Below are 26,822 nucleotides of genomic sequence, written 5' to 3'. Positions count from 1 at the left end.
TTAACCGACACCGCGGGCCAAAAGCCGGTGCTAACTTTCGCGGCCATGACTTCCATCAACACCCCCATCACCCAAGCGCACTGCAGTGCGCTGGACGCTGCCGACCCGCTGCGCGCCTTGCGCCAGCAGTTCTCCATCCCGCCCGGCACCCTGTACCTGGACGGCAACTCGCTGGGTGCCATGCCTGCGGCCACCCCGGCCCGCGTGGCCCAGGCCGTCACCGCGGAATGGGGCCGCGACCTCATCCAGAGCTGGAACACCGCGGGCTGGTTTGCCCTACCGCAAAAGGTGGGCGACCAGATCGCCCGCCTCATCGGGGCCGGCCCGGGTGAGGTGGTGGCCACCGACAGCACCTCGGTCAACCTGTTCAAGGTGCTGAGTGCGGCCCTGCACATCGCCGCGGACAACGCCGCAAAAGCCGGCACGCCCCAGCGCAAGGTGGTGTTGAGCGAACGCAGCAACTTCCCCACCGACCTCTACATTGCCGAAGGCCTGTGCCGCGAACGCGGGCTGGAGCTGCGGCTGATGGACCACGACGGCGCACCCGAGGCCGTGGCCGCGGACATTGCCACCGCCGGGTCTGACCTGGCCGTGCTGATGCTCACACACGTGAACTACCGCACCGGCGCCATGCACGACATGGCCGCCATCACCGCCGCCGCCCACGCCGTGGGCGCGCTCACCGTGTGGGACCTGGCCCACAGCGCCGGGGCCGTGCCCGTGGACCTGAGCGGTGCGCAGGCCGATTTTGCCGTGGGCTGCGGCTACAAGTACCTGAACGGCGGCCCCGGCGCCCCCGCCTTTGTGTGGGCTGCGCCCCGGCATGTGGACCGTTTCTGGCAACCGCTGTCCGGCTGGTGGGGCCATGCCTCGCCCTTCCAGTTCACGCCCGACTACCAGCCCGCCCCCGGCATCGCCCGCTACCAGTGCGGCACCCAGCCCATCCTCAGCCTCACCGCGCTGGAATGCGGTGTGCACACCCTGCTGGCCGCCGAACCCCTGGGCGGCATGGCCGCGCTGCGTGCCAAAAGCCTGGCGCTGACCGACCTGTTCATTGCCCTGGTGGAGCAGCGCTGCGCCGGGCACGGCCTGGCCCTGGTCACCCCGCGGGACCACGCCCGCCGCGGCTCGCAAGTGTGTTTAAGCCGAAGCTCCGGCGCCTACGCCATCGTGCAGGCGTTGATTGCCCGCGGCGTGGTGGGCGACTTCCGGGCGGGTGACGCCCAGCAGCCCGACATCCTGCGCTTTGGCTTCACCCCGCTGTACCTGGGCTTTGAAGACGTGTGGAACGCCGTGGAACACCTGCGCCAGGTGCTGGACAGCGGTGAATGGCAAGACCCCCGCTTCCACCAGAAACACGCCGTGACCTGAAAGGACGCCACCCCATGACCACCCCGCAATGCCCCATGCACGGCTCCGAAGCCATCGTCCACGCCGAAAACGCCAAGCTCGACTTCAGCCGCAGCATGAGCTACGGCGACTACCTGGGCCTGGACGCCATCCTCAGCGCCCAGCACCCGCTCAGCCCCAACCACAACGAAATGCTGTTCATCGTGCAGCACCAGACCAGCGAGTTGTGGATGAAGCTGCTGCTGCACGAACTGCACGCCGCCATGCGGCATGTGGCCGCCGACGACCTGCCCCCGGCGTTCAAGATGCTGTCGCGCGTGAGCAAGATCATGGAACAGCTGGTGCACGCCTGGGACGTGCTGGCCACCATGACACCGCCCGAGTACAGCGCCATCCGCCCCTACCTGGACAACTCCAGCGGCTTCCAAAGCCACCAGTACCGCTGCATCGAATTCAGCCTGGGCAACAAAAACGCCGCCATGCTGCGCCCCCATGCCCACCACCCCGACCGGCTGGCCGCGGTGCAGGCCACCTACCAAGCCCCGTCCATGTACGACCTGACGCTGCAACTCATGGCCCGCCAGGGCCTGAGCCTGCCCGCCAGCCACCTCAACCGCGACTGGACCCAGCCCTACACCGCCAGCAGCGAGGTGAAAGACGCCTGGCTGGTGGTCTACCGCGACCCCGAGCGCCACTGGGCGCTGTACCAGCTGGGCGAAAAGCTGGCCGACATTGAAGACGCCTTCCGCCTCTGGCGCTTCCGCCACGTGACCACGGTGGAACGCGTCATCGGCTTCAAGCGCGGCAGCGGCGGCACCAGCGGCGTGGACTACCTGCGCAAGATGCTGGACGTGGTGCTGTTCCCCGAGCTGTGGCAGCTGCGCACAGAGCTTTGAAAGCGCGCAAGGCGCGTTTACAGTGGCCTCCACGCGCTGCGTCCAGCGCAAGGAGACCACCATGCAAATCACCGTGACAACCCGGGTCGCCGCCCCCATCCAAGACGTGTGGGCGGCCTACACCACGCCCGCAGACATCCAACGCTGGAATGCCGCGTCCAACGACTGGCACACCACCGCCGCCACGGTGGACCTGCGCCCGGGTGGCACGTTTTGCTCGCGCATGGAGGCCAAGGACGGCTCCGCCGGTTTCGATTTCGCGGGCACCTACACCCGGGTGATTCCGCACCAGCTCATCGAATACACCTTTGGCGAGCGCAATGCCCGCGTCGAGTTCACGGACGAGGCCGATGGCGTCACGGTGCGCGTCACGTTCGACGCAGAAACCACCCACACCGAAGAACAGCAGCGCGACGGCTGGCAGGCCATCCTGGACAACTTTGGGCGGCATGTGAAGTCAATGTGCGGTCGCTGAGGCTGCGCAAGTCATGACAAGGGAGGACGCATGGACAAGGCAATGCTCAAGCAAGAAGCTGAAAAGTGGCGCGAATGGTTCCACAAAGGACAAAAGGGATGGAGCGTCGCGCACTACACCGCAACCTACGGGGCCATCCTTTGCAGCATTGCGGCGGGCGGGCTGTTGCAGCTGTCACCGACATCCGTGGGCTGGGCCGCGCTTCTCACCTCCTGTGCCGCCGCGTTGAGCAGCATCGCCGCGGCAGGTGGATTTCAACGAAAGTGGCGAAGCAACCGGCTCAGCCGAAGCCAAGTGGACGGGTTGCTTCTGGACATCGAAGCGGACGACGCCAACATTCCCGATTTGGCACGGCAACTGAAAGAACTCATTGCCGAACACGACCGGGAAGTCGTGAAGGATGAGTCAAAAAATCCGTCTCCAACCCGCAAAACAAATGGCGCTCATTGATGCGCCCGCTCCCAACCCTGCATTCGCAGTGTGATGCATCACTTCCCGGAGGTGTCCATTGAGTCCCAGTGATATTCGCTCCCTCGTTGACCGCTACATTGACGCGTACAACAGCAAGAATGTTGACGACATGCTCTTGTGTGTTCATCCGCAGGTGGAATTCAAGAACATTTCAGCCGGCGCAGTGAATGCGAGCACCAATGGAATGGACGAACTCAGAGCCCTTGCCCAGCAATCGTTATCGCTGTTCTCGGAGCGACATCAGCAGATAGCGTCTTTCGAGATTCAAGGCCCTGTGGCGGTTGCCACCATCGCGTTTCGGGCCGTTGTGGCGGCCGACCTGCCCAACGGGCTGAAAAAGGGGCAGGTTCTGAACTTCTCTGGCCGTTCGGAGTTCGAGTTCCAAGACGGAACCATCTCCAAAATCACGGACATCAGTTGAGCGTACCCGTGGGGTTCCAGGTGATCGCAAAGTTCGCGGCACTGATCTTTGCCATTGCTTCCAGTGTTGCAGTTCTTTTTCAGGTTGCCCTTGCACTGGGTGCTCCATGGGGCGAGTTCACACTCGGCGGACGCTGGAGAGGGCGCCTTCCCGGAGCGGTCAGGCTCATCCCTTTGGTGTCCATCGCGCTGCTGGGCTTGTTCTGCTGGGTCGTGCTTGCGCGAGCTGGATTTCAAGTTCTGATGCCTGGTGGGCTGCCGCCCTGGGTGGTTTGGGTCGCGGTGGCCTACTGTGCACTTGGCTGCATCGCCAATGCCATTTCACCCAGCCGTCGCGAGCGTCAACTCTGGCTTCCCATTGTCGCCACCATGTTGCTCACAAGCATCGTCGTTGCAGCCACGTGACCCCAAGCACCGCCATGCGTCCGGGATGCGACACATGGCCTGCATCTCTTGGCTGAGCTCCCATCCCCTCACCCCATCCTCAACACCCCCGCCACCTCCCCCACCGCTGTGGGGCGCACCACCCGGCCCACTTCCTGCCCGTCGCGCAGCAGCACCAGCGTGGGCCAGAGCTTGACGCGGAAGCTGCGGCCCAGGGCCTGGCCTGGCCCGTCTTCCACCTTGAGGTGGCGCAGGGGTGAATGAGCAGCCAGCGCCTGGGCCAGCGCGGGTTGGGCGGCGCGGCAGTGGCTGCACCAACTGGTGCCAAATTCCAGCAGGGTGAGGCCCGGCAGCGCGTCCACCTCGGCACGCGAGGGGGTTTCCATTTCGCTCAGGTAGGGCTGGGTTGAGGTGTTCATTAAAAATGGCCTCCAGCGCTTTTTACAACTGAGATCATTGCTACTGTTTTTATATCATCGCCAGGCGCACGGCAAACGCGGCGCTGGCGGTGGGGGTGGATGGGGTGCGCTGACGTGGCAGAGGACATGCCTGCCATTCTGGCGGACCGCATGGGCCAGGGAAGCCCGAAGAGCCCCACCCCGTGGATGCAGCGGGAGGACACCCGGGGGTGTCATCAAAACATCACGTTCGGCGGGCCTAATGAAAACGTTTCCACTTGGAGTGTTTTCGTGGGTATCAAGCAGCTGGCTGAACAGACCGGGGTGTCCATTGCCACCGTGTCACGGGTGTTCAATTTGCCTGAGAAGGTGAATGCCGAGACTCGGGCGGCCGTGCTCCGTGCGGCCAGCGCCATGGGCTACTTGCCCAACGGCAGCGCCCGCAGCTTGCGCATGCAAAAAAGCAAAGTGCTGGGCGTTGTGTTGCCCAGCCTGCTGAACCCGGTGTTTGCGGAGTGCCTGTCCGGCATTGCGTTGACGGCCCGAGCACATGGCTACGCCATCCTGCCCCTGACCACCGATTACGACCTGGCAAAGGAAGAGCAAGCGGTGCACCAACTGCTGGCGGCCAACGTCGATGGCGTGGTGCTGGTGGTGTCCGATCCATCGACATCGGCAGCCCTGGTGCGCCTGAAGTCCACGCAGTTGCCGTATGTGCTGGCCTACAACCGCCACCCCGACCACCCTTGCGTGTCCGTGGACAGCGAGTTGGCCATGCGCCAGTTGGTGGCGCATTTGGCCGGTTTGGGCCATCGGCGCATTGCGCTGATCACCGGGCATTTGGCGGTGTCAGACCGAGCGCAGCAACGGCGCATCGGCTTCCTGCGGGGCATGAAAGAGCGGGGGCTGGACGACTCGCTGTTCCTGGAGGTCCCGTTTGTGGAGACCGCCGTGGAGGAAATCTTGCAGTTTCTGCGTCAGGGCGATCGGCCCACGGCGCTGGTGTGCTCCAACGACTTGATTGCCATCCGGGCCATTCGGGCCGCCCGCAAGGCGGGTCTGCAAGTGCCTGCCGACATCAGCATCACGGGTTTTGACGGCATTGCCTTGGGAGAGGACCTCTTCCCCAAGCTGAGCACCGTGACCCAGCCCAACACCGACATGGGCAGCCTTTCTGTCGAACTGCTGGTCAATGCCTTGAGCGGTGGCCATCCCCTCCCAGCCAGCGCCAGCCGGTTGCTGGACTGCGGGTTTCGAGAGGGGGAATCGTGCGCATCGGCCACCCCCTAGTTCCCTGCTGTTTCCACCACAAGAAGCCACGTTTCCCCCGTCCCAATTCACTTCAACCGAAGGATTTTTTATGCGTACATCACTGAAAAGCCTGGCCCGTGCCGCCGTTCTGGCGCTGGGCATGGTGGGGGCAAGCGCGTTCGCGCAGAACGCCATTTGCTACAACTGCCCGCCCGAGTGGGCCGACTGGGCCAGCCAGCTCAAGGCCATCAAGGATAAAACCGGCATCACCGTACCGCCTGACAACAAGAACTCCGGTCAGTCCTTGGCGCAACTGGTGGCCGAAAAGGCCAGCCCGGTGGCCGATGTGACCTACCTGGGCGTGACCTTCGCCATCCAGGCGCAGAAAGAAGGGGTGGTCACCCCCTACAAGCCCGCCCACTGGGCAGACATTCCCGAGGGCTTGAAAGACCCGCAGGGCCACTGGTTCACCATCCATTCCGGCACCCTGGGCTTCATGGTGAATGTGGATGCCCTCAAGGGCAAGGCGGTGCCCAAGTCTTGGGCCGATCTGCTCAAACCCGAATACAAGGGACTGGTGGGTTACCTGGACCCGGCCTCTGCCTTTGTGGGGTATGTCGGTGCCGTGGCCGTGAACCAAGCCCGCGGTGGCAGTTTGGACAACTTCGAGCCGGCCATTGAGTACTTCAAACTGCTCAAGAAGAACGAACCCATCGTCCCCAAGCAAACGTCGTACGCCCGGGTGTTGTCGGGCGAAATTGCCATCCTGCTCGACTACGACTTCAACGCCTACCGCGCGAAGTACAAGGACAAGGCCAACGTTCAGTTCGTGATCCCTGCCGAAGGCACGCTGGTGGTGCCTTACGTGATGAGCAAGGTCGCCAACTCGCCCAATGCCGCCAATGCCAACAAGGTGTTGGACTTCGTGTTGACCGACGAGGGCCAGGCCATTTGGGCCAATGCCTACCTCCGTCCGGTGCGCGCCTCGGCCCTGTCCAAGGAGGCCCAGTCCCGCTTTTTGCCGGCCAGCGAATACGCCCGCGCCAAAAGCGTGGACTACAGCAAGATGGCCGCGGTGCAAAAAGGGTTCTCGGACCGTTACCTGAAAGACGTTCAGTGATCGGCCTGCAGGTGCCCGCATGACATCCCACTCACGCCTGTTGGGTGCCTGCTTGGCACCTGCTGTGGCCTTTTTCTTCGCGTTCTGGCTCTTGCCGGTGGCCCAGCTGTTTGTGCTGCCCGCCGCGCAAGGCTGGGGCACCTACTTCGCGGTGCTGACCCACGGCCGGTATCTGCACAGCCTGCTCAACACCCTGGGGCTGTCGCTGGCGGTGACCCTGGTCACCCTGGTGCTGGGGGGGCTGGTGGGCATCACGCTGGCGCGGCATCGGTTTGCGGGCAGGGCATTGCTGCTCTCGCTGCTGACGCTGCCGCTGTCCTTTCCCGGCGTGATCATTGGTTTTTTCATCATCTTGCTGGGAGGCCGCCAAGGCCTGGTGGCCGACTTGACCGAATGGTTGGGGTTGGGCCGGGTGACCTTTGCGTATGGGCTGACGGGGTTGTTCCTGGCCTACCTTTACTTCTCCCTGCCTCGCGCCATTTCCACGTACACCGCCGCGGCCAGTGCCATGGATGCCCAGCTGGAAGAAGCGGCCCGCTCCCTGGGTGCCACCCGCTGGCAAGTGGCCAAGGACGTGTGGATGCCCGAGCTGTCCAACACCTCCGTGGCCTGTGGCGCCATTGTGTTTGCGACCTCCATGGGTGCGTTTGGAACCGCGTTCACACTGGCCAGCACGTTTGAAGTGCTGCCCATCACCATCTACAACGAGTTCACCAACTACGCCAACTTTGCGTTGGCGGCCAGCTTGTCCATCACGCTGGGACTCATCACCTGGCTGAGCCTGTTCCTGGCACGCCGCGTGACAGGCCTGAACGCTGCAGGAGCTTGACGCCATGGGCCATTCACCACGTCAAGTTCCTGTGCTCTTGCTGGCCCTCACGGCGTTGGTCAGCCTCTTCATGCTCGCGCCCATCGGGCTGTCGGTGCTGGCGGGCTTGGTCAACAACTACAGCACGGGGCTGGCCAGCGGTCTGACCCTGCGTTGGTTGAGCGAGGTTCTGGACACGTACGGCAGCACCATCACCGCCTCGCTGTCGATTGCGCTGGCATGCGTTGTCGGTTGTCTGTTGGTGGGCGTGCCCGGGGCCTATGCGCTCGCCCGCAGCCCGTCTCGCTGGGCGCGGCTGTTTGAAGAGCTGCTGACATTGCCCGTTGCGGTGCCGGGTTTGGCCTCGGCCCTCGCGCTGGTGTTGGCGTACGGGCAGTTGCGCGGGTTCCGCCAGAGCTTTGGCTTTGTTCTGGTGGGGCACCTGGTGTTCACGCTGCCCTTCATGGTGCGCACGGTGGGGGCCGCATTCCGCCGCCACGAGCTGGTTGCGTTGGAAGAGGCTGCACGCTCGCTGGGGGCCACGTTCGGGCAGCGGTTCATGGGCGTGCTGATCCCGGCGGTGCTGCCCGCCCTTGTGGCCGGCAGCCTGATGGTGTTCACGCTGTCTGTGGGTGAGTTCAACCTGACGTGGATGCTGCACACCCCCCTCACCCGCACCCTGCCCGTGGGGCTGGCCGACAGCTATGCGTCCATGCGGATTGAAGTCGGCTCGGCCTACACCCTGGTTTTTTTGCTGGTGATCTTGCCCGTGTTGTGGGGCTTGCAGTGGATTGGGAATTGGATCGGACGACACCATGGAACTTGAACGAGCACGCGTGGACATTCACGATTGAGCCAAAACCTACGCGGACGGCACCCAGGGCCTGAAGCGGACCTCGCTGACCATTGCCCCCGGGGAAGTGCTGGCCCTGCTGGGCCCTTCCGGCTGCGGCAAGACCACGCTGCTGCGCTTGATCGCAGGGCTGGAGACCCCCGATGCGGGCAGTCGCATCCTGTTTGGTGGCCACGACGTCACGGCCATGGCCATCGAAAAGCGAAGCATCGGCATGATGTTTCAGAGCTATGCGCTGTTTCCGCAAATGTCCGTGCAGGCCAACATCGGCTACGGCCTGCGAATCCGGGGCGTTTCGAAAGATGAACAACGCCGCACGGTGGGCGAGCTGATGGACCTGGTCCGCCTGAAGGGGTTGGAAAACAAACGCCCCCACGAACTCTCCGGCGGGCAACGGCAGCGTGTGGCCCTGGCCCGTGCCGTGGCGGTGCGGCCCAAGGTGTTGCTGCTGGACGAGCCCCTGGCCGCCCTGGATGCCAAGCTCAAAGAGTCGTTGCGAGACGAACTGGCCGAGCTGCTGCGCAGGCTGCACATCACGGCGGTGTTTGTCACCCACGACCAGCAGGAAGCCCTGGCCATCGCCGATCGGCTGGCGGTGATGCAAGGCGGGCAGATCGTGCAGGTGGGCGATGGTGAAACGCTGTACCGAACGCCTGAACACCCGTTCGTGGCCACGTTCCTCGGGCGCGTCAACCGCCTGGAGCGGGACGATGCCGCACGCGCACGCCATGTCCTCCCGCTCGGGGGCCTGGAGCTGAGCTGTTCGCCCGCCTGGGGCCAGCACCAGGGCATTCTGGTTCGCCCCGAAGACATTGAAGTGGGCCCCCCCGTTGCCGGGTGGGGGCAGGCAACGGTCTCGCGGCGCAGCTTCCTGGGTGAGCGTGTCGAGTTGACGTTGACGCTGGCCGACCAGGCGCCCCTGAAAGCAGATGTGGTCCGCGACCACCCGGCCCGCGTGGGAGACCTGGTGGGTTTGCGCATCCAGCCAGACCGGTTTCTGCCTGGCCCTGAAGTCCTTTGAACCACACCCCCATGAACACCTTGTTGCTGCAACTGTCCGATCCACACATCCGCGAACCGGGTCGCCTGGCGTATGGCCGAATCGAGACCGCGCCCTACCTCCGGCAAGCCGTGAGCAGCATGGCCCGCCTGCCTCAACAGCCGGATGCCGTGGTGATCACCGGCGACCTGACCGACTTTGGGCGGGCGGCTGAATACGCCCATTTGCGGGCGCTTTTGGCCCCCATTTCAGTGCCCGTGTATTTGCTGCCCGGCAACCATGACGAACGTGACCAGCTGCGCCATAGTTTTCCCGATCACGCCTACCTCGGCGCCTCGGGTTTTGTGCAGTACAGCGTCTCCATTGGCCGCTTGCAACTGATTGCGCTGGACACGGTGGACCCTGGGGCCAGCGCTGGCCGCCTGTGCGCAGAGCGTCTGGATTGGTTGCACGACCAGCTTGGCAAGCATGCAGACCGCCCCGTGGTCGTGGCCATGCACCACCCACCGTTTGAAACCCTCATCGGCCACATGGACGACATTGGCCTGTTGGAAGGTGCCGCCGAACTGGAGTCACTGGTGTCCAAGTTTCCCAATGTGGAGCGCATCATCTGCGGCCACTTGCATCGGGCCATCCAGGTCCGTTTCGGCGGAACCGTGGCGGCCACGGCACCCTCCACCGCGCACCAAGTGTGTCTGGACGTGGCACCGGATGCCGCTTCCAGGTGGGTGCTGGAGCCACCGGGCTACTGCCTGCACGCACTGCCGCCAAAAGGCCGTTTGGTCACCCACAACGCCGCAAGCGGCACGTTCGAAGGGCCCTACCCCTTCCACATGGACGGGCAGTTGATCGATTGAGTGGCGGGCCCCTCCCCCATTCACCCCAACCCGTTCACCCCAGCACCTTCACCAGCAACCCCACCACCAGCACCGTGCTGACAGCGGCCACCACGGCCACCGCCAGCAGGTGGCGGCGCAGGCGGTCCAGCTGGGTGCGCTGGTCCTCCACCTGGGCCAGGGCGCGGGCCTGTTGTTCGGCCAGTTCCTGCAACAGTTGCTGGGTGTCGGTCAGTTGGGTGCGCAGCTGGGCGGTTTCGGTGCGGGCCGCGTGCAGTTGGGTGCTGAGTTCGGCCGGGGTGAGCGGCGTGGCCGCATCGGGCACCGGGACAGCCACCGTGGTGGTGCCCTCGCCAGCATCGCCCCCCGCGTGGTCGCCGGGTTTGCGTTTGAGCAACTTGCGCGCGGCGTTGACCACGGCGGGGGCGTGCTCAATCACATCAGACCAGGGCACCGCCTTGGCCAGGGTCCACCAGGGTACGGCCATGGGTCAGCCTTTCATTGGGCTTGGATGTTCTGCGAGCGGATGACGGTGGTCATTTGCGCGGTGTCCGCCTGGATGCGGTTGGCCAGCCCCTCGGGCGAGGTGCCCACCACCTGCCAGCCCTGGTTGAACAGGCGCTGGCGCATGTCGGGCTTGCGCACGATGTCCACCAATGCGCTGGCCACCTTGTGGATGTGGGCCTGGGGCATGCGGGCCGGGGCGGCCACGGCGTTCCAGATTTCCAGCTGAAAGCCCTTCAGCCCGTCCACGCCCGATTCGGCCAGCGTGGGCACGTCGGGCACCAGGCTGCTGCGCCCGGCCGATGTGACACCAATGGCATGCAAACGGCCCGCCTTGACCTGGGCCATGGCCAGCCCGGGGGGCAGCAGGGCCATGTGGGTCTGCCCGCCCAGCAAGCCGGTGATGACCTGCGGGTTGCCGGGGTAAGGCACGTGCACCGCACCCAGGCCGACGCGGGCCTTGAGCAGCTCGGTCCCCAAATGGGCCATGGTGCCCACGCCCGGGGTACCGTAATTCCACGCCCCACCGCCTTGGCGAGCGGCGGCAAAGAAGGCGGCGGCCCCGCTGGGCAGGTGGGCGGGCGCGGTCAGCACCAGCGGCGCGGTGGCCACCAGGGACACGGGGGCCAGGTCTTTCAAGGGGTCGTAAGGCACCTTGGGGTTGAGGACTTTGGCAATGGTGAGGTTGCCGTTGATCATCAGCCCCAGGGTGTGACCGTCGGTGGCTTGGGCCACCACGTTGGCCCCGATGTTGCCGCCCGCGCCGGGTTTGTTGTCCACCACCACGGGTTGGCCCAGGGCGTGCGACAAGGGCTCGGCCAGGGTGCGGGCGGTGATGTCGGGCGAGGAGCCGGGCGGAAAACCCACCACCAGCCGCAGCGGCTGGGTGGGCCACGGTGCCGTGGCGGCGCTGCCGGTGGCAGCAGGGGCGTCGGCGGCCTGGGCAGGCACGCACCACGGGGCGGCCAAACTCAGGGCGGCCAGGGCCAGCGTGCACGCTCGGCGGCACGATGAGGGGTATGCGGTCAAGGTCTTGTCTCCGAAAAACTTGAAACCAAATTGGCCTCTACCGCTTTCATTACAAGCGATGACTGCTATGAATTTCAGGGCTTTGGCGGCCCTTCGTACAGCCAGGGTTTGTCCAGCAGGCGGTCGCCCATCAAGGCCATGGTGGCGTTGCGGGCCAGGCGCATCCAGCCTTCGGCGTGGAATGCACGCCCGTTGCGGATGGAGTTGGACTGTACCCGCGCATTGCGACGCCAGCGCGCCTGGGCAAAACGCTGGAACAGCGCGGCCCAGTCCAGGGTGGAATCGGGCTGGCGGGCGTGGGCCTGCTCCAGCAGCTGGCCCAGGGTCCAGGCGTCTTCCAGCGCCATGGCCGCGCCTTGGGCCAGGTAGGGGCGCATGGGGTGGGCGGCATCACCGGCCAGGGCCACCTTGCCCTGGGCGTGTTCGTAGGGGCCAGTCATGGGTGGGCGGTCGTTCAAGGGCCACAGCTTCCACAGGTCCACCGCGTCCAACATGCCCGACAGCATGGGGTGCACCGGGCCCACGGCGCGCATGAGGTCGGCGCGGTTGGCCTCGTGCGACCAGCTTTGGGGGTTGCTGGTCTGCCGCCCTTCCACCACCGCCACGATGTTGACCAGCGCCCCGCGGCGCACCGGGTAGTGCACCACGTGCAGCCGCGGCCCCAGCCAGGCGGTGACCACGTGGGTGCGCAGGGCCTCGGGCAGGTCGGCCTGCTTGACCATGCCGCGGTAGGCCACATGGCCCGAGAAGCGGGGGGCGATGTCGATGGGTGGCTCACCACCCTGCACCAGGCCCTGCGGCCCGGCCATCACATGGCGGCGCACCACGCTCCACAGGCCGTCACAGCCCACCAGGGCACCGGCTTCGAGGTTGCGGCCCGACTCGGTGTGCACGGCCACGCCTTCGGGGGTTTCCCACACGCTGCGCACGCGCTCCTTGAGGTGCAGGGTGACGTTGCTTTGCTGTTTGACGGCCTGCACCAGCAGGTTGAGGGCGTCGGCACGGTGGATGGTGGCGTAGGGCTGGCCGTAGCGGGCGCGGGCCAGCTCACCCAGCAGCTTTTCGCCGAGCACGTTGCCGTCGTGGGCGTCGCGCACGCGCAAGGCGTTGGGAAAGGCCGCCACGGCCTTTAGGGGCTCCATCAGGCCCCAGTCGTCCAGCACACGCACGGCGTTGGGGCCCAGCTGGATGCCCGCCCCCACTTCGGAGAACTCGGCCGTCTGCTCCAGCAGATCGGTCTGGATTCCGTTGCGCGACGCGGCCAGCGCCAGCGCCATGCCCCCGATGCCACCCCCGGCAATCAACAGCTGTTTGTTCATGGGCGGGCATTCTGGCGCGAACCTGACAGCAAAGTCTTGACGACGGACAATACCGGGCATGAATGCCACCCCTGCCACCCCCGCCACCACCCCGACCCGTGCGCCCGAACTGCTGTTGCCCGCCGGTTCGCTGGCCAAGATGCGTGCCGCCTACGACTTCGGGGCCGACGCCGTGTACGCCGGTCAACCGCGCTACTCGCTGCGCGCCCGCAACAACGAGTTCCGCCTGGAGCAAATTGCCCAGGGCATCAACGAAGCCCACCAGCGCGGCAAGAAGTTCTTCCTCACCAGCAACCTGTTGCCGCACAACGACAAGGTGCGCACCTACCTGCGCGACATCGAGCCCATCGTGGCCATGAAGCCCGACGGCATCATCATGGCCGACCCCGGTCTGATCATGATGGTGCTGGACAAGATGCACAGCGGGGCCTGGGACCACGTGCCCATCCACCTCTCGGTGCAGGCCAACACCACCAACCACGCGGCAGTGAAGTTCTGGCAGAAGGTGGGGGTGACGCGCATCATCCTCTCGCGCGAACTCAGCCTGGACGAGATCGAAGCCATCCGCAACGAATGCCCCGACATGGAACTGGAGGTGTTTGTGCACGGCGCCTTGTGCATCGCCTACTCGGGCCGTTGCCTGCTGAGCGGCTACTTCAACCGCCGCGACGCCAACCAGGGCACCTGCACCAACGCTTGCCGCTGGGAATACAAACAAAGCGCCGCCCAGGAAACCGACAGCGGCGACGTGATGCCCGCCGCCGCCACGGCGCTGGGCCAGGACTTCAACTTTGCCGCCGAGCAGCAGCAGGCCGAAACCGCCTTTGCCGCCTGCGGAGGCAGCCCCCGCCACCCCGCAGCCGACCAGGTGTACCTGCTGGAAGAGGCTGAGCGCCCGGGGCAGCTGATGCCCATCATGGAAGACGAGCACGGCACCTACATCATGAACAGCAAGGACCTGCGTGCGGTGGAGCATGTGGCGCGGCTGGTGCAGATCGGGGTGGATTCACTCAAGGTGGAGGGCCGCACCAAGAGCCAGTACTACGTGACGCGCACGGCGCAGATCTACCGCCGCGCCATCGACGACGCGGTGGCGGGCAAGCCCTTCAACCCCGAGCTGGTTGCCCAGCTGGAAAGCCTGGCCAACCGGGGCTACACCAGCGGCTTTCTGGAACGCCGCCCCTCGCAGGACTACCAGAACTACGAAACCGGCGGCTCCCAGGCCCGGCACAGCCAGTACGTGGGCGAGGTGCTGAACGTGGCCGACGGCTGGGCCGAAATCGAAACCAAGAACCGCTTTGCCGTGGGCGACACGATTGAGGTGATCCACCCCAGCGGCAACCGCCTGGTGAAGCTGGACACCATGAAAAACGCCGACGGCGAGCCCGTGCAGGTGGCCGCAGGCAACCCCATGCGGGTGTGGATTCCCGTGCACGGCCAGGAAGACGCCACCCGCGGGGCGCTGGTGGCGCGGATTCTGTAAGCCCTCAGCCCTCCATCCTCAACGCGCCACCACCGACTGCCACGCCCGGTGCAGGCGCTGCACCAGCGAGGCCATCATGCCCTCAGGGGCCACGCCGTAGCCCAGCACCAGGCCGGTCTGCACCGGCCCGCTGGCCTCCGGCAAGGCGTAGCGGCTCAGGGGTGAGGCGCTCACGCCCAGGGCAGCGGCGGCTTCGGCCACGGCCACGTCGTCCACCGGCTGGGCAAACACCAGGGTGAGGTGCATGCCAGCGGCCCCGCCCCACACGGTGACGGCGGCACCAAAAGCTTGCGCCAGTTCGTGGCGCAACAGCTGCTGGCGGCGGGCGTACAGCGGGGCCATGCGCCGCAGGTGCCGGGCCATGCCCCCACTGGCAATGAAACGGGCCAATGCCCGCTGCTCCACCTGCTGGCCCGTGCGAAACACCCCACGCAGGCCTTGCGACATGGGCTCCACCGCCCAAGGCGGCACCACCAGGTAGCCCAGCCGCAGCCCCGGAGCCATGACCTTGCTGAAGGTGCCCACGTACACCACCGGCGCTTGCGGGTCCAGGCGTTGCAGCGGTGGCAGGGGCCGCCCGCTGTGCACAAACTCCCAGTCGTAGTCGTCCTCGATCACCCAGGCGTCGGTGCCACGCAGCAGCGCCAGCAGGGCCTGACGCCGTTGCAGCGACAGCACCGCCCCCATGGGGTACTGGTGCGAGGGCGACACAAACACCAGCCGGGGCGGCTGGCCGTGCCAGCGCTCGGGGTCCACCACCAGGCCGTCGGCATCCACCGGCACGGGCTGCAGGCGCAAGCCACCAGTGCGCAGCATGGCCGCCGCGGCGGGGTAGCCGGGGTGCTCCATCCACACGGTGTCGCCCGGGTCGGCCAGCATGCGGGCGCACAGGTCCAGCGCGGTCTGGGCACCTGAGGTCACCAACACCTGCTCGGGCGTGCAGTTCAGCCCTCGGCGGGCGCGAAGGTATTGGGCAATGGCCTGGCGCAACTCGGGGTCGCCCGCGTCCGAGGCATAGGCCAATTGGCGTGCCCCCACCTCGCCCCAGCCCTGCTGGACATGGCGCGCCCAGCTGCGCCAGGGAAAGGCGTGGAGGTCGGGCAACCCGGGGGCAAAGGGCAGAAACTCGCTGCCGCCCTCGCGCACCGGGGCCATGAGCGCCTGCGCCCGGCGGGAAAATCGGCCCGCCACACCGGGGGGAAGGCCCGACTGCGGGGGCTTGTCATCCTCAGCCAATGGCGAAAGCAGGGTCGTGTCCCTGGGGGCCACCACCGTGCCGCCGGGGCCGGGCAGCAGCCACCCCTCGGCCACCAGTTGCTGGTAGGCGTGCACCACGGTGTTGCGGGCCATGGCCTCGCGCTGCGCCAACTCGCGTGACGCTGGCAACCGCGTGCCCGCCGCCCAGCGCCCCTCGCGCAAGGCCTGGCGCAGCAGCTCCAGCAGACGCTGCTGACGGGGCACCCCACGCACCCGCCCGGCGGGCCCCAACGTGGCCAGCACACCGGACAGGTCGGCCACCGGGGCCACGACAATCAGTGGTTCCAAAACATGTTCCCTTCGTGGTTCCAAACCCCAGACGGCTGCACTTTAACCTTGAAGCTCCTTCCGCCCACTGGGTGCACGCGCATCCCCCACCGCCATGTACCTGCCCGCCCCCTTCGAAGAATCCCGCACCGAGGTCTTGCACGACCTGATGCGCCAACACCCCCTGGCCACCGTCATCACCCAACGCCCTGCGGCCAACGGAGCCACCGCCTGGCCCGACCTGGAGGCCAATCTGGTGCCCTTTGCCCTGGCGACCACGGACGCCGATGCCAACGCCGACGCGGGTACCGCCGCCGCAGCCCCGCTGGGCACCCTGCAAGCCCACGTGGCACGCAACAACCCCTGGGTGCAAGACCTGGAACAGGCCATGGCCCAGGACGCACGCGGCCTGCCGTGCCTGCTGGTGTTCCAGGGGCCGCAGCACTACATCAGCCCCTCGTGGTACGCCAGCAAGGCCGCGGGCGGGCGGGTGGTGCCCACCTGGAACTACGCCACCGTGCATGCCTGGGGCCGGGCCCGGCTGGTGAACGACGCCGACTGGCTGATGGCCCAGCTGAGCACCCTCACCCACGCCCAGGAACGCCACCAAGCCCATCCCTGGGCGGTGGCCGACGCCCCTGCCGATTACCTGAGCGGTTTGCTGCGGGCCATTGTGGGCGTGGAGGTGTGCGTGGAGCGGCTGCAAGGCAAATGGAAGGTCAGCCAGAACCGCCCGGTGGCCGACCGCCACACCGTGCACCAGGGCCTGCTGGCCCAGGTTTCACCCCACACCCACCCGGCCCAGGCCATGGCCAACCTCGTGGCCCAGCACCTGCCGTCCGCCTGACCCACCCCGTCCTTCACCCCTTGGCATTCACCATGACCCCACCCACCCCACCCGCCGTGACCATTCGCCCCGCCACCCCAGCCGACCAGGCCGCCTGGTGGCCGCTGTGGCAGGCGTATCTGACGTTTTACGAAACCACCTTGCCCGACGCGGTGTCGCACCTCACCTGGCAACGGCTGATGGACCCCGCCGAACCCATGCACGTGGCGCTGGCCGAGCAGGACGGTCCGAACGGTCGCACCGTGGTGGGGCTGGTGCATTACATCGAACACCGCAGTTGCTGGACAGAAGGCAACTACATGTACCTGCAAGACCTGTTTGCACACGAGTCGGTGCGCGGCCAGGGCGTGGGGCGGGCGTTGATTGAGCATGTGTACCAGGACGCACGCCAACGCGGCTGCGCCCGCGTGCACTGGCTCACCCAGGAGGGCAATGCCACGGCCCGGCAGCTGTACGACCGGGTGGCCATCCGCTCGGGCTTCATCCAGTACCGGCAACTGCTCTGAAACGGCGGGAGTGACGGGCAGGTTCAGTCCCCGGGCAAGGGGCCGCCGCGCAGGCGCTTGACGGCGCCACGCTGGGCTTTGCCTGCCAGGCGCCGCTGCTGCGACGCCCGGGTGGGCCGCGTGGCCCGCCGCACCCGGGGCACACGGGCGACGGACTGAACCAGGGCCTGCAGGCGTTCCAAAGCGTCCGCGCGGTTGAGGTCCTGGCTGCGATGGGCCTGGGCCTTGATGACCACCACACCCTCCTGGGAGATGCGGTGGTCCCGCAGGGCCAGCAGGCGCTGCTTCACGTCGTCGGGCAAGGTCGAGGCGTGCACATCAAAACGCAGGTGCACGGCGCTGGAGACCTTGTTGACGTTCTGCCCCCCAGCCCCCTGCGCACGCACGGCAGACACCTCCACCTCCTGGAGCAGGCGGGCCAACCAGCCCGACCACCATGCAGCAGGGCCTTCGGTCCGCGGCGGGGCCACGGACGCCGGACAGGCGGGGGCCAACGACTCAGGGGGCGGGATATCGGACATGCGCTGCATTGTCCGCGCCCGGCAGGTCAGCACGGGTGCCATGGCGCTCGGCCAGCAGTTGGATGGCCACCAGGACGGCGTCTCGCGCCACGCGGACCTCGGGCAGTTTGGCCTGGGCCTGGCGCACCAGGCCGTCGCGCCAGAGCCGGTCCATCTCGGCAGCCAGCGCATGCACGCGCTCGTGCGGCTCACGAATGGCGTGGAACACCGGGTCGGTGGCCAGGGCGGGAAAGGTGTGGGGCACCTGGTCGTACCAGCGACCAAAACGGCAGGTGTGGCTGTTGTCCAGGTGTTCGTGCGGTGGGGCCAGGTCGTGTTCGATGGCGTGGGCCAGGTGGGCCACCCAGCTGCGGTGTTCCACCTCGGCCAGCAGCATGGGGTACACGGCTTCGCCCCAGGTGCTCCGCCCCAGCCGCAACCACAACGAAGGGGGGTGCCAGGCGTCCAGCCAGGCCCGCAGGTGCTCGGCAGGCATGGCGGGGCCGATGCCGTCGCCCTGGGCCTGGTCACACCCCATTTGCAGCAGGGCACGGCCCTGGTCGGCGTCTTCCACGCCCTCGGCCACCACGTTGCGCAGCAACGAGCGGGCCAACTGCGTGACGCTGTGCACGATGACGAGGTTGTTGGGGTCTTTGAGCACCTCTTTCACAAAGCTCTTGTCGATCTTCACCGTCTGTGCGGGCAGGCGCTGGAGGTAGGTGAGCGACGAGTAGCCGGTGCCAAAGTCGTCAATGGCAAACGACACCCCCAGGCGGTGGCAGGCCTCCATGACCTCGGACACCTTGACCACGTCTTCCAGCCCGGTGGTTTCCAGGATTTCCAGCTCCAGGCAGGCAGGCGGCACATCGGGCTGCATGTCCAGGGCTTGCTGAAGGTCCTGGAGAAAGTCGGCCGACTGCAAATGGCGCCCCGAGATGTTGACGCTGACGTTCATCATCCAGCCGCTGTGCCGCCACTGCGCCAGCTGCCGCAGCGCCTGGCGGATGACCCAGTTGCCCAGACGGCAGCTGAGTTCGTCCGCCTCGATGTAGGGCAAAAAGTCCAGCGGCAGCAGCATGCCGCGTTCGGGGTGCTGCCATCGGATGAGGGCCTCGCACCCCACCAGCTTGCCGGTCTTGAGGCTGACCTTGGGTTGGTAGTACAGCACCAGCTCGCCTTCGTCCAGGGCCTGGTTCATGCGCTGAACCACGTCGTGCTGGGTGCGGGACTCGCGGTCGTGGTGGGCGTCGAACACATGGCTGCGGTTCTTGCCAAACTGCTTGGCCAGGTACATGGCCTGGTCGGCGTGGCGCAGCAGCTGGTCGGCATCGACGTTGTCCTGCGGGTAGAGGGTGACACCCAGGCTGGCCGACAGCTGCACCGGATCGGGCAGCACGGCCATGGGCTGGGAGACGGCATCCAGCACCCGCTGGCAGGCCACCTGGCTGTCATGGCCGCCCTCCAGCCCCAGGAACAGCACCACGAACTCGTCGCCCCCGATGCGGGCAGCGGTGTCCCCACCGCGCAGCACGCCTTTGAGGCGGCGGGCAATCTCCACCAGCACCTTGTCTCCGGCCTCGTGGCCCCAGGTGTCGTTGACGGGTTTGAAGCCATCCAGGTCGAGGTAGGCCACCGCCATGAGCTTGCCCGCGCGGCGGGTCTGCGCCATGCCTTGCGCCAGCCGGTCGGCCAGCAGCACGCGGTTGGGCAGATCGGTCAAGGCGTCGTAATACGCCATTTTGGTGAGCTGGCTTTCCTGGGCCTTGATGCGCCGGATGTCGGAAAACACCCCCACGTAGTGGGTGATGAGACCGGACTCATCGCGCACCGAGGAGATGGACAGCAGTTCGGGATAGATTTCGCCAAACTTGTTGCGGTTCCACACCTCACCCGACCAGGTGCCGGTGTGTCGGATGCTTTGCCACATGCTGACGTAGAACGCCTCGTCATGTCGTCCCGAGCGCAGCACACGGGGGTTGCGGCCCACCACCTCGCCACGGGCCCAGCCGGTGATGCGGGTGAACGCCGGGTTGACGTCCACGATCACCCCCTGCGAATTGGTGAGGATGATGCCGTCGTGCGAGTTGCGAAACGCCGTGGAATGCAGGCGCAACTGCATTTCGGTGGCGGCCTGGGCGCTGAGCCGTTCGCGGATTTCGTCGTGGGCCACCGCCAGCCGCTGCCGGGCGCGCTCCAGCCGGGAGAACATCACCCCCAGGTAGCCGGTGAGCACCAGACCCAACACGTACATGGCCCAGCGGTACAGCTTGACGCGGAGCAGGACACGGGCGTGCGCCTGGTCGTACGCCGCCCGCAAACGGTCCATGGCGTTCACGGTGCCCAGGTCGAAGCTGCGTCGCACCACGTCGTCAATCTGGGCCGAGCGGCGCACGATCTGGTCCCCGTGCAACACCAGGTGGGCCACCGCCGCCAGGGGCTCGCCCCCTGGGCCCAGCAGCGCCTGGCGGGCCTGCTCGGCCTGTGCCAGGCTGGCGGGCCCCGGGCTGTGGGCAAACACCAGGATGGCGCGGGCATAGCGCTCCACGGGTGTCCGCCACCGCGCCAACCGCCCCTCGGACTCCTGCGTCAGCCATTCGCCCACCGCCACCGGGAAGTACGCCAAGGAGTTGCGCAGCACCGCATGGTGCCGCTTGAACTCGTCAACCCACTGTCCCTTGTCACCCACCTTGGAAGCCAGCTCGCCCAAGGCCTTGTCCAGTGATTGGCGGACCTCCGCGTCCAGATGGTCGGGCCACGGGACCACGCGGTTCATCTGCGCTTGCAACTCGGCGTTCAAGCCGGTGAGGGTGTCGTAGTGACGGGACAGCTCCAGGCGGATGGCCAGCATTTCACGGTCGGTTCGCGCGTCCAGGTCCTGCACCTGGTGAATCCAGCGTTCGTGGGCCTCATGCTGCTCAGGATCAATGGCCTCGGCCTTGAAAAACACCCAGACCAACATCCCCGCCAGGCACACCAGCACGCCGACCATGCGCAACAGGCCCACAGGTCCAGCGGGGAAGATGGGGTGGAGTTTCACTGCAGTGGTTTACCCTGCCACTGGCCGGTGAGGGTGCGCAGAAAGGCCACCAGGTCGTCCACGGCCTGCCGCGGCAAATCGCGCCCGAGCTGGGCCTGGCCCATGACCCAGACCGCCTCTTCCAACGTGGCCACGCTGCCATCGTGGAAGTACGGTGCCGTCAGCGCCACGTTGCGCAGGCCGGGCACCTTGAACACCCCCCGATCACGCTCCAAGCCCGTGACAGCGTAACGCCCTGGGTTGTCCCCGCCATAACGGGCCAACGCCTGGGGGGTGAGCATCACGCCAAACGGTTGGAACAGGTTGCCCCCCAGGCCCCGGCCCTGATGGCAGCTGACGCAGCCCAGGTCCTGAAACCGCTGGTAGCCCCGCAATTCCTGCTCATTGAGCGCCTGACGCTCGCCCATCAGGTACTGGTCAAACCGGCTGTTGGGCGTGATGAGCGTGCGCTCGAATGCCGCCAGCGCCTGGGTGACCTGTGACTGCTGCGGGGTGGCGGTGCCAAACGCCGCCAGAAAGGCTTGGCGGTAGGAAGCATCGGCCGCCAGACGCTGAAGCACGTCGGGCCACTGTGCGGCCATTTCCGCCGGGTTGACGATGGGACCACCGGCTTGCTCGTCCAGGGTGGACACCCGCCCATCCCAGAACTGGGCCGCGTTGAACATGGCGTTGAACACCGTGGGGGCGTTGAACTTGCCCAAGGCCCCGTTGACGCCCACCGACACGCGACGCCCATCGGCCCCACCTCGCTCCAACGGGTGACAGCTGGCACACGACAGGGAACTGTCAGCCGACAGGCGAGGTTCGTGGAACAGTCGGCGTCCCAGCTCTTCCTTGGGACCCCAGGCAGGTGCTTGAACCGGCAGGGGCAGCACCGACGGTGCCGCTTGGCCCGCGAGTTCATTCACCGAACGTGCGGGAGACGCTGCGCCCACGGGGTACAACGATTCCCAGTCGTGAACCACATTCCGAAAACCGAATGCCGCCAACAACAACAAGGCCAGCCCGCCCACCACCCAGCGCCATGGCGAGCGGGAGGGACTCGCGCACGGATCACACAGGTGAGAGGAAACGGTGGTGCCCATGTAGTACGGCGAGAAGACCCAACGGCAGGACACATCCAGCCAAAGCCCCCAAGCCCAGGGAGGGCATTATGCGAACCCCTTAACCCATGGGCTTGATCCACCGCAACAACTGCGTGTGAACCGAAGCCAATTCACCACACTGTCCATGGAATTGGGGTGGGTTGTCCCCACCTTCCGCCAATAATGACGCCAGGGAGACAATTGGGAGGGGTTCACCCCACCATCACGCACATCAGCCACGAGAACGCATTCATGCGCAGCAGTTCCAATATCAAAATCTGGATGCAATTCCTGACCACCATCGCCATTGCGTTGGTGGTCGTCTGGACGGGCGTCATCATCTGGCAAGGTTATGTCGGTCGCCAGGCCGCCATCGAACAGGCCAAGGACTATTCCCTCAGCATGCACGACGCCACCATGGCGGGCCTGACAGGCATGATGGTCACAGGCACCGTGTCCGAGCGGCATGTGTTCCTCGACCAGATGAAGCAGCTCAACACCATCCGCGACGTGCAGGTGCTGCGCGGCCCGGCCGTGATCCAGGCCTTCGGCCCCGGCACCACCCAGGACGCCCACCAAGCCGACACCCATGAACAACAGGTGTTGAACACCGGCAAAGAGGTGTTCTACGTGGACAAGGACGACAAGGGCGAATACCTGCGGGTGATCCGCCCGGCGCTGGCCTCCAACAATTACCTGGGCAAAAATTGCCTGACCTGCCACCAAGTCCCCGAAAACAGCGTGCTGGGGGTGGTGAGCATGAAGGTGTCGCTCAACAAGGTGAATGCCGAACTGGCCGAGCAGCGTTGGAAGTCCATCCTGGTGGCGTTCATCACGGCCATTCCGGTGTTGGGCCTGATCTACCCCTTCATCACCCGCGTGGTCACCCGTCCGTTGTCGGAAGGCGTGAAAACCGCACAGGACATTGCCGAGGGGGACCTCACCGGCACCATCGCCGTGACCTCGCGCAACGAAATCGGCGAACTGCAGCAGGCCTTGCTGAACATGCGCGACAGCCTGGCGCGCACCGTGGGGCAGGTGCGAACGGGCACCGACACCATCTACAGCGCCTCGGCCGACATTGCCAATGGCAACAGCGACCTGTCCAACCGCACCGAGCAGCAGGCGTCCAGCCTGGAGCGCACCACCGCCTCCATGCAGGAGTTGACCGACGGTGTCAACCAAAGTGCCGACAACGCCCGCCACGCCAGCGAGCTGGCGGTGTCCGCCTCCGACGTGGCCGTGCAAGCCGGTCAGGTGGTCAAGCAGGTGGTGTCCACCATGGATGCCATCAACACCTCCTCGCAGCGCATCGGCGACATCATTGGCGTGATCGACGGCATCGCGTTCCAGACCAACATCCTGGCGCTGAACGCCGCCGTCGAAGCGGCCCGGGCCGGTGAACAGGGCCGCGGCTTTGCCGTGGTGGCCAGCGAGGTGCGCAGCCTGGCCCAGCGCTCGGCTGCCGCCGCCCAGGAGATCAAGGCGCTGATCGACGACTCGGTCGGCAAGATCGGTGACGGCAGCAAGCTGGTTCACCAAGCCGGTGCCACCATGACCGATGTGGTGGACAGCATCCGCAACGTGTCGTCCATCGTGGGGGAAATCGCCACCTCCGCGGCCGAACAGACCGATGGCATTGCCCGCGTCAACAGCGCCATTGGCGACATGAACGCCGCCACCCAGCAAAACGCAGCGCTGGTGGAACAGGCGGCCGCGGCGGCTCAGTCGTTGCAGGATCAGGCCGCGCACCTGGAACAGCTGGTACGCACCTTCAAGCTCAAGAACTCCTGATTCAATAGCAAACATCCCTTTGCCTGAAAGCGGAAGGGGTTAAAATTTCTTAAAAATCCAAGCGACCTTCGGGTCGCTTTTTCTTCTGGGGCCCGCGGCCCTGAAAGCACGGCATGCAAATCGGTCTGGTCTATGGTGCCCTGGCGTACGCCATGTGGGGGTTGTTTCCGCTGTTCTTCAAGCAACTGCACCACGTGGCCTCCACCGAGGTGGTGCTGCACCGCATGGTGTGGTCCCTGGCCTTTGTGCTGCTGGTGTTGACGGTGTTGCGGCGTTGGAGCTGGCTGGTCGAGCTCAAACGCCAGCCCCGGGTGCTGGGCATCTTTGCCGCCTCGGCCACGCTGCTGGCGGGCAACTGGCTGCTGTACATCTGGGCGGTCAACCATGACCATGTGCTGGACGCCAGCCTGGGCTACTTCATCCTGCCGCTGGTCAACGTGGCGCTGGGTTTTGTGTTCCTGCACGAACGCCCCCGCATGGCGCAGTGGCTGGCCTTCGGCATGGCGGCCTGCGGGGTGGTGTGGCTGGCGGTGCTGGCCGGGCACATGCCCTGGATTGCCCTGGGGCTGGCCTTGAGTTTTGGCGTGTACGGACTCATCCGCAAACTGGCGCCGCTGGGGGCCCTGGAAGGCATGTCGCTGGAAACGCTGTTGCTGGCCCCCCTGGCCCTGGCGGTGCTGGCCTGGGGCAGCCGCAGCGGTGACATTCCCGTGCACGACGGCCACACCTGGCTGCTGTTTGCCCTCAGCGGCCCGGTGACCGCCGTGCCGCTGCTGCTGTTTGCAGCCGGAGCGCGGCGGGTGCCGCTGTCCACCATGGGCATCCTGCAATACCTGTCGCCCAGCATCCTGCTGGGGCTGGGGGTGCTGCTGTACGGCGAGCCGTTTGCGGGCCCGCGGGTCGCGGGCTTTGCGCTCATCTGGCTGGCGCTGGCGGTCTACACGGTGGAAGGCTTGTGGGTCACCCGCGCCCCAAAAATTCAAGCATAAATCAGCACGTAGCGCTTAATTTGATTGGAATCATTGCAACCAATTCAATAGCACACCCAATCCCTGGGGCAGCCCGGCGGGCAGCGTCTGCAACAGCAGCAGCAACGCCGCCCAGAGCAGACCACCCCACCCTGGACGCCAGGCGGCTGGCTCAGGGGGGTTCAGCACCCCGGCGGTGAAGCGCCCTGCCCGCTGCCGACGGCACCACCCCAGCACCCAGGCCACCCGCACCACCGCCTCAGGCCCCAGCAGGCCGGGGGTCAAACGATGCACCAGGGCACCCGCCCCCACCGTGCAGGTGTACAGCGCCAAGTATGGTTTTTCGGAGGCACCACCGCCCACCACATACAACAGCTTGTGGAAAAGGTGATCCAACGCGGCCAAGGGAAGGATGCGGCTTCGGACCCACATCCACGAGGACACCTGCACCGTCACGCCCTGGTCAAACACCGCAAGCGTCCATCGCCGGGTGGCGGCATGCAACACGCCCGCACACAGCACCGCCAGAACCAGAAAGCGCCACCCACCCCATGCGCCACGGCGAACGGCCTCGGGCCACCATGCACTCAAGGCCCACAGCAGCAGCGCCCCCTGCATCCAGGCAAAAACACGCCACATGCGCTGGCCAAACTGCCATTGCCAGCCATCAGGACCTTCTCGCCCCACCATGTGGGCGGGCAGAGGGGGCGGCTGATCGCCGTGCAACCGGGGATCGGCGTCGTCCAGGGGGATGTGTTCCTCGTGGCGCCAGCGGGCGCGGGGGTCCGGGGCGTCCCAGGCCGTGTCGTGCGCGACTGGCCAGCGGGCGGCTTGCACCGGTACGTTGTGCGACGCCACCACCTGCCCCTTGGGGCCCAGGATCTCCAGGCGCCAGTCCACACGCTCTCCCGCCCGTCGCCCGCCGTGTTCCGGCGCGTCGGGGGGCAGCACGCCCTGTGCACGCCACTCCTCCCCTTCGTGAAGGGCGGGCCGTCGAGACAAGGCCAAGGGCACGGTGTGAACCAGCCGCTCTGACACGCCAGAGCCGCTGTCATCCACCCGGTACTGAACCAGGCGGACAGGGTTGGGAATGTCGGCCAGCACCGCCAGCGCCCGCAAGGGCACGGTCAGGGACACCACCACGTCCTCGCCCGCGCGTGGCTACGCCGGTTGGCAATGGACCCGGGTGGCGGCCATCCGCCAGGCCCACCACGCCTGCCGCAGGCTGTAGGTCAGCAGCGCCACACCCACCGCGAGAAACAGCAGACTGAACGCCTTGGTCGACCAGGGGGCTCCGTTGCTCCAGACGATCCCCACCAGGGGAAACGTCAGCCCGCACCAGAACACGGTGAACAGCCCCAGCCCCGCTGGTTGGCGACGAGCCAGCGCTGCCGGAGCGGCTTCGGGGTCGGCAGGGTTCAGGGCCTGCGCCCCTGGTCGCCAGCGCCAGCCCACCCGCCACGCTGCCCAGCCCAAGGAAAAAAACAGCACAACCCATGGCAGGCGGAACCACAGCATCGGCCACCGAAGGGTGGGGTCCAGCAAAGCTTGATCGGGTTGGCGGGGGTTGACCCAAGCGGTCACCGACTGACCTTGCGCCTGGGCCTGAGCCAGTCGGTCGTGCCACTGTTGGTGCCAGTCACCCAGGTTGTCACGCCCCGTGGAGGTTTCCAGACCCACGCGGGTGGCCTCGTGGGTCTGCCCCTGGTGGGTGTAGCGGTAGCGGGTCAGCACGCGGTAGGTGGTCACTTCGCCATCCCAGTGCTCGTCCAAGGCCACGGACACCACCTGTGCAGGCACCGCCACCCACTGCCGAACCGCCCATGCGGCGCTCAGTGTCCGGGCCAGGGGCAGCAGTCCGAAATGAACACCCAGCCCTCCCAAGGCCAGCGCCATCACCATGCTGAGGATCCACGCCGTCCAGCGCGTCGTTGGCCCTCCGGGAATGATGCTGTTTCGCATAC

27 protein-coding genes are annotated in these 26,822 nt (G+C 66.3%); 17 read left to right on the top strand and 10 right to left on the bottom strand.

Annotated features, from left to right (window positions below):
• Positions 1-45 precede the first annotated feature (45 nt).
• The 6 genes from kynU to ACYVB7_RS01175 all read left to right on the top strand — a co-directional run bounded on the left by kynU (position 46) and on the right by ACYVB7_RS01175 (position 4,017).
• Complete coding sequence (gene kynU / locus ACYVB7_RS01200) at positions 46-1,371, top strand: kynureninase (protein ID WP_460504727.1); 1,326 nt, start codon at positions 46-48, stop codon at positions 1,369-1,371.
• 14 nt (positions 1,372-1,385) lie between these two features.
• On the top strand, positions 1,386-2,246 hold the full coding sequence (gene kynA / locus ACYVB7_RS01195) for a tryptophan 2,3-dioxygenase (RefSeq protein ID WP_460504726.1): 861 nt from the start codon (positions 1,386-1,388) through the stop codon (positions 2,244-2,246).
• A gap of 61 nt (positions 2,247-2,307) precedes the next feature.
• Positions 2,308-2,721, top strand: coding sequence for an SRPBCC family protein (locus ACYVB7_RS01190; protein WP_460504725.1), 414 nt, complete (start codon positions 2,308-2,310; stop codon positions 2,719-2,721).
• Between the two features lie 30 nt (positions 2,722-2,751).
• The gene (locus ACYVB7_RS01185; protein WP_460504724.1) at positions 2,752-3,171 is read left to right on the top strand and encodes a hypothetical protein; all 420 of its coding nucleotides are present in this window, start codon (positions 2,752-2,754) and stop codon (positions 3,169-3,171) included.
• Positions 3,172-3,229: 58 nt separating this feature from the next.
• A complete protein-coding gene (locus ACYVB7_RS01180; protein ID WP_460504723.1) occupies positions 3,230-3,613 on the top strand; it encodes a nuclear transport factor 2 family protein in 384 nt (127 codons plus the stop codon).
• Positions 3,610-4,017 (top strand): hypothetical protein, encoded by a 408-nt coding sequence (locus ACYVB7_RS01175; protein ID WP_460504722.1) that lies wholly within the window; start codon positions 3,610-3,612, stop codon positions 4,015-4,017. Before ACYVB7_RS01180 ends, ACYVB7_RS01175 begins: the two co-directional genes overlap by 4 nt.
• A 68-nt stretch (positions 4,018-4,085) precedes the next feature.
• On the opposite strand, the gene ACYVB7_RS01170 is transcribed toward ACYVB7_RS01175, so the two are convergent.
• Positions 4,086-4,415, bottom strand: a complete 330-nt coding sequence (locus ACYVB7_RS01170) for a thioredoxin family protein (protein ID WP_460504721.1) — start codon at positions 4,413-4,415, stop codon at positions 4,086-4,088.
• Between the two features lie 270 nt (positions 4,416-4,685).
• Here ACYVB7_RS01170 and ACYVB7_RS01165 point away from each other — a divergent pair, with 270 nt between their 5' ends.
• From ACYVB7_RS01165 to ACYVB7_RS01140, 6 genes are all read left to right on the top strand, one after another.
• The gene (locus ACYVB7_RS01165) at positions 4,686-5,684 is read left to right on the top strand and encodes a LacI family DNA-binding transcriptional regulator (protein ID WP_460504720.1); all 999 of its coding nucleotides are present in this window, start codon (positions 4,686-4,688) and stop codon (positions 5,682-5,684) included.
• Positions 5,685-5,754: 70 nt separating this feature from the next.
• Positions 5,755-6,765, top strand: a complete 1,011-nt coding sequence (locus ACYVB7_RS01160; protein WP_460504719.1) for an ABC transporter substrate-binding protein — start codon at positions 5,755-5,757, stop codon at positions 6,763-6,765.
• A 19-nt stretch (positions 6,766-6,784) separates the two neighbouring features.
• Positions 6,785-7,594, top strand: a complete 810-nt coding sequence (locus ACYVB7_RS01155) for an ABC transporter permease subunit (protein ID WP_460504718.1) — start codon at positions 6,785-6,787, stop codon at positions 7,592-7,594.
• Between the two features lie 4 nt (positions 7,595-7,598).
• On the top strand, positions 7,599-8,399 hold the full coding sequence (locus tag ACYVB7_RS01150; RefSeq protein WP_460504717.1) for an ABC transporter permease: 801 nt from the start codon (positions 7,599-7,601) through the stop codon (positions 8,397-8,399).
• Positions 8,400-8,457: 58 nt separating this feature from the next.
• Positions 8,458-9,447 (top strand): ABC transporter ATP-binding protein, encoded by a 990-nt coding sequence (locus ACYVB7_RS01145; RefSeq protein ID WP_460505107.1) that lies wholly within the window; start codon positions 8,458-8,460, stop codon positions 9,445-9,447.
• An 11-nt stretch (positions 9,448-9,458) separates the two neighbouring features.
• Positions 9,459-10,283, top strand: a complete 825-nt coding sequence (locus ACYVB7_RS01140) for a phosphodiesterase (protein ID WP_460504716.1) — start codon at positions 9,459-9,461, stop codon at positions 10,281-10,283.
• 34 nt (positions 10,284-10,317) lie between these two features.
• Here ACYVB7_RS01140 and ACYVB7_RS01135 read toward each other — a convergent pair whose 3' ends face one another.
• The 3 genes from ACYVB7_RS01135 to ACYVB7_RS01125 form a co-directional block, all read right to left on the bottom strand.
• Positions 10,318-10,749 carry a hypothetical protein gene (locus ACYVB7_RS01135; RefSeq protein WP_460504715.1) on the bottom strand — a complete coding sequence of 144 codons (432 nt, stop codon included), beginning with the start codon at positions 10,747-10,749 and terminating at the stop codon, positions 10,318-10,320.
• Between the two features lie 11 nt (positions 10,750-10,760).
• Positions 10,761-11,795, bottom strand: a complete 1,035-nt coding sequence (locus ACYVB7_RS01130) for a Bug family tripartite tricarboxylate transporter substrate binding protein (protein WP_460504714.1) — start codon at positions 11,793-11,795, stop codon at positions 10,761-10,763.
• 74 nt (positions 11,796-11,869) lie between these two features.
• A complete protein-coding gene (locus ACYVB7_RS01125) occupies positions 11,870-13,114 on the bottom strand; it encodes an FAD-dependent monooxygenase (protein WP_460504713.1) in 1,245 nt (414 codons plus the stop codon).
• 58 nt (positions 13,115-13,172) lie between these two features.
• On the opposite strand from ACYVB7_RS01125, the gene trhP reads away from it, so the two are divergent.
• The gene (gene trhP / locus ACYVB7_RS01120) at positions 13,173-14,597 is read left to right on the top strand and encodes a peptidase U32 family protein (RefSeq protein WP_460504712.1); all 1,425 of its coding nucleotides are present in this window, start codon (positions 13,173-13,175) and stop codon (positions 14,595-14,597) included.
• An 18-nt stretch (positions 14,598-14,615) separates the two neighbouring features.
• Here trhP and pdxR read toward each other — a convergent pair whose 3' ends face one another.
• Positions 14,616-16,142: an aminotransferase-like domain-containing protein gene (pdxR, locus tag ACYVB7_RS01115; RefSeq protein WP_460504711.1), complete on the bottom strand. Its 1,527-nt coding sequence runs from the start codon at positions 16,140-16,142 to the stop codon at positions 14,616-14,618.
• Positions 16,143-16,236: 94 nt separating this feature from the next.
• Between pdxR and ACYVB7_RS01110 the strand changes: the two genes are divergently transcribed.
• Positions 16,237-16,968 (top strand): FMN-binding negative transcriptional regulator, encoded by a 732-nt coding sequence (locus tag ACYVB7_RS01110; protein ID WP_460504710.1) that lies wholly within the window; start codon positions 16,237-16,239, stop codon positions 16,966-16,968.
• Between the two features lie 32 nt (positions 16,969-17,000).
• Positions 17,001-17,474 (top strand): GNAT family N-acetyltransferase, encoded by a 474-nt coding sequence (locus ACYVB7_RS01105; protein ID WP_460504709.1) that lies wholly within the window; start codon positions 17,001-17,003, stop codon positions 17,472-17,474.
• A 23-nt stretch (positions 17,475-17,497) separates the two neighbouring features.
• Here ACYVB7_RS01105 and arfB read toward each other — a convergent pair whose 3' ends face one another.
• Genes arfB through ACYVB7_RS01090 form a run of 3 tightly spaced genes read right to left on the bottom strand, consistent with a single transcriptional unit; the run spans position 17,498 to position 22,096 of the window.
• On the bottom strand, positions 17,498-17,995 hold the full coding sequence (gene arfB / locus ACYVB7_RS01100; RefSeq protein WP_460504708.1) for an alternative ribosome rescue aminoacyl-tRNA hydrolase ArfB: 498 nt from the start codon (positions 17,993-17,995) through the stop codon (positions 17,498-17,500).
• The gene (locus tag ACYVB7_RS01095; protein ID WP_460504707.1) at positions 17,973-21,011 is read right to left on the bottom strand and encodes an EAL domain-containing protein; all 3,039 of its coding nucleotides are present in this window, start codon (positions 21,009-21,011) and stop codon (positions 17,973-17,975) included. The genes arfB and ACYVB7_RS01095 overlap by 23 nt, the downstream gene beginning before the upstream one ends.
• The gene (locus ACYVB7_RS01090; protein ID WP_460504706.1) at positions 21,008-22,096 is read right to left on the bottom strand and encodes a cytochrome-c peroxidase; all 1,089 of its coding nucleotides are present in this window, start codon (positions 22,094-22,096) and stop codon (positions 21,008-21,010) included. Before ACYVB7_RS01090 ends, ACYVB7_RS01095 begins: the two co-directional genes overlap by 4 nt.
• Before the next feature lie 282 nt (positions 22,097-22,378).
• On the opposite strand from ACYVB7_RS01090, the gene ACYVB7_RS01085 reads away from it, so the two are divergent.
• On the top strand, positions 22,379-23,890 hold the full coding sequence (locus ACYVB7_RS01085) for a methyl-accepting chemotaxis protein (RefSeq protein WP_460504705.1): 1,512 nt from the start codon (positions 22,379-22,381) through the stop codon (positions 23,888-23,890).
• Positions 23,891-24,003: 113 nt separating this feature from the next.
• The gene (rarD, locus tag ACYVB7_RS01080; RefSeq protein ID WP_460504704.1) at positions 24,004-24,879 is read left to right on the top strand and encodes an EamA family transporter; all 876 of its coding nucleotides are present in this window, start codon (positions 24,004-24,006) and stop codon (positions 24,877-24,879) included.
• A gap of 30 nt (positions 24,880-24,909) precedes the next feature.
• Here rarD and ACYVB7_RS01075 read toward each other — a convergent pair whose 3' ends face one another.
• Both ACYVB7_RS01075 and ACYVB7_RS01070 read right to left on the bottom strand, forming a co-directional pair.
• Positions 24,910-25,995: a hypothetical protein gene (locus tag ACYVB7_RS01075; protein WP_460504703.1), complete on the bottom strand. Its 1,086-nt coding sequence runs from the start codon at positions 25,993-25,995 to the stop codon at positions 24,910-24,912.
• Positions 25,996-26,019: 24 nt separating this feature from the next.
• Complete coding sequence (locus ACYVB7_RS01070; RefSeq protein ID WP_460504702.1) at positions 26,020-26,820, bottom strand: DUF3592 domain-containing protein; 801 nt, start codon at positions 26,818-26,820, stop codon at positions 26,020-26,022.
• Positions 26,821-26,822 lie beyond the last annotated feature (2 nt).

It is taken from the genome of Hydrogenophaga soli (assembly GCF_054777695.1).
Note: the sequence above shows the minus strand (reverse complement) of the source record. Positions and strands in the feature narration are given on the sequence as shown.

Coding starts and splice junctions, on each gene's coding strand:
- rarD (WP_460504704.1), top strand. CDS start 24,004: ATGCAAATCGGTCTGGTCTATGGTGCCCTGGCGTACGCCATGTGGGGG.
- ACYVB7_RS01105 (WP_460504709.1), top strand. CDS start 17,001: ATGACCCCACCCACCCCACCCGCCGTGACCATTCGCCCCGCCACCCCA.
- arfB (WP_460504708.1), bottom strand. CDS start 17,995: ATGTCCGATATCCCGCCCCCTGAGTCGTTGGCCCCCGCCTGTCCGGCG.
- ACYVB7_RS01160 (WP_460504719.1), top strand. CDS start 5,755: ATGCGTACATCACTGAAAAGCCTGGCCCGTGCCGCCGTTCTGGCGCTG.
- ACYVB7_RS01185 (WP_460504724.1), top strand. CDS start 2,752: ATGGACAAGGCAATGCTCAAGCAAGAAGCTGAAAAGTGGCGCGAATGG.
- ACYVB7_RS01090 (WP_460504706.1), bottom strand. CDS start 22,096: ATGGGCACCACCGTTTCCTCTCACCTGTGTGATCCGTGCGCGAGTCCC.
- kynA (WP_460504726.1), top strand. CDS start 1,386: ATGACCACCCCGCAATGCCCCATGCACGGCTCCGAAGCCATCGTCCAC.
- ACYVB7_RS01085 (WP_460504705.1), top strand. CDS start 22,379: ATGCAATTCCTGACCACCATCGCCATTGCGTTGGTGGTCGTCTGGACG.
- ACYVB7_RS01155 (WP_460504718.1), top strand. CDS start 6,785: ATGACATCCCACTCACGCCTGTTGGGTGCCTGCTTGGCACCTGCTGTG.
- ACYVB7_RS01125 (WP_460504713.1), bottom strand. CDS start 13,114: ATGAACAAACAGCTGTTGATTGCCGGGGGTGGCATCGGGGGCATGGCG.
- ACYVB7_RS01170 (WP_460504721.1), bottom strand. CDS start 4,415: ATGAACACCTCAACCCAGCCCTACCTGAGCGAAATGGAAACCCCCTCG.
- ACYVB7_RS01140 (WP_460504716.1), top strand. CDS start 9,459: ATGAACACCTTGTTGCTGCAACTGTCCGATCCACACATCCGCGAACCG.
- ACYVB7_RS01070 (WP_460504702.1), bottom strand. CDS start 26,820: ATGCGAAACAGCATCATTCCCGGAGGGCCAACGACGCGCTGGACGGCG.
- ACYVB7_RS01135 (WP_460504715.1), bottom strand. CDS start 10,749: ATGGCCGTACCCTGGTGGACCCTGGCCAAGGCGGTGCCCTGGTCTGAT.
- ACYVB7_RS01190 (WP_460504725.1), top strand. CDS start 2,308: ATGCAAATCACCGTGACAACCCGGGTCGCCGCCCCCATCCAAGACGTG.
- ACYVB7_RS01150 (WP_460504717.1), top strand. CDS start 7,599: ATGGGCCATTCACCACGTCAAGTTCCTGTGCTCTTGCTGGCCCTCACG.
- trhP (WP_460504712.1), top strand. CDS start 13,173: ATGAATGCCACCCCTGCCACCCCCGCCACCACCCCGACCCGTGCGCCC.
- ACYVB7_RS01110 (WP_460504710.1), top strand. CDS start 16,237: ATGTACCTGCCCGCCCCCTTCGAAGAATCCCGCACCGAGGTCTTGCAC.
- kynU (WP_460504727.1), top strand. CDS start 46: ATGACTTCCATCAACACCCCCATCACCCAAGCGCACTGCAGTGCGCTG.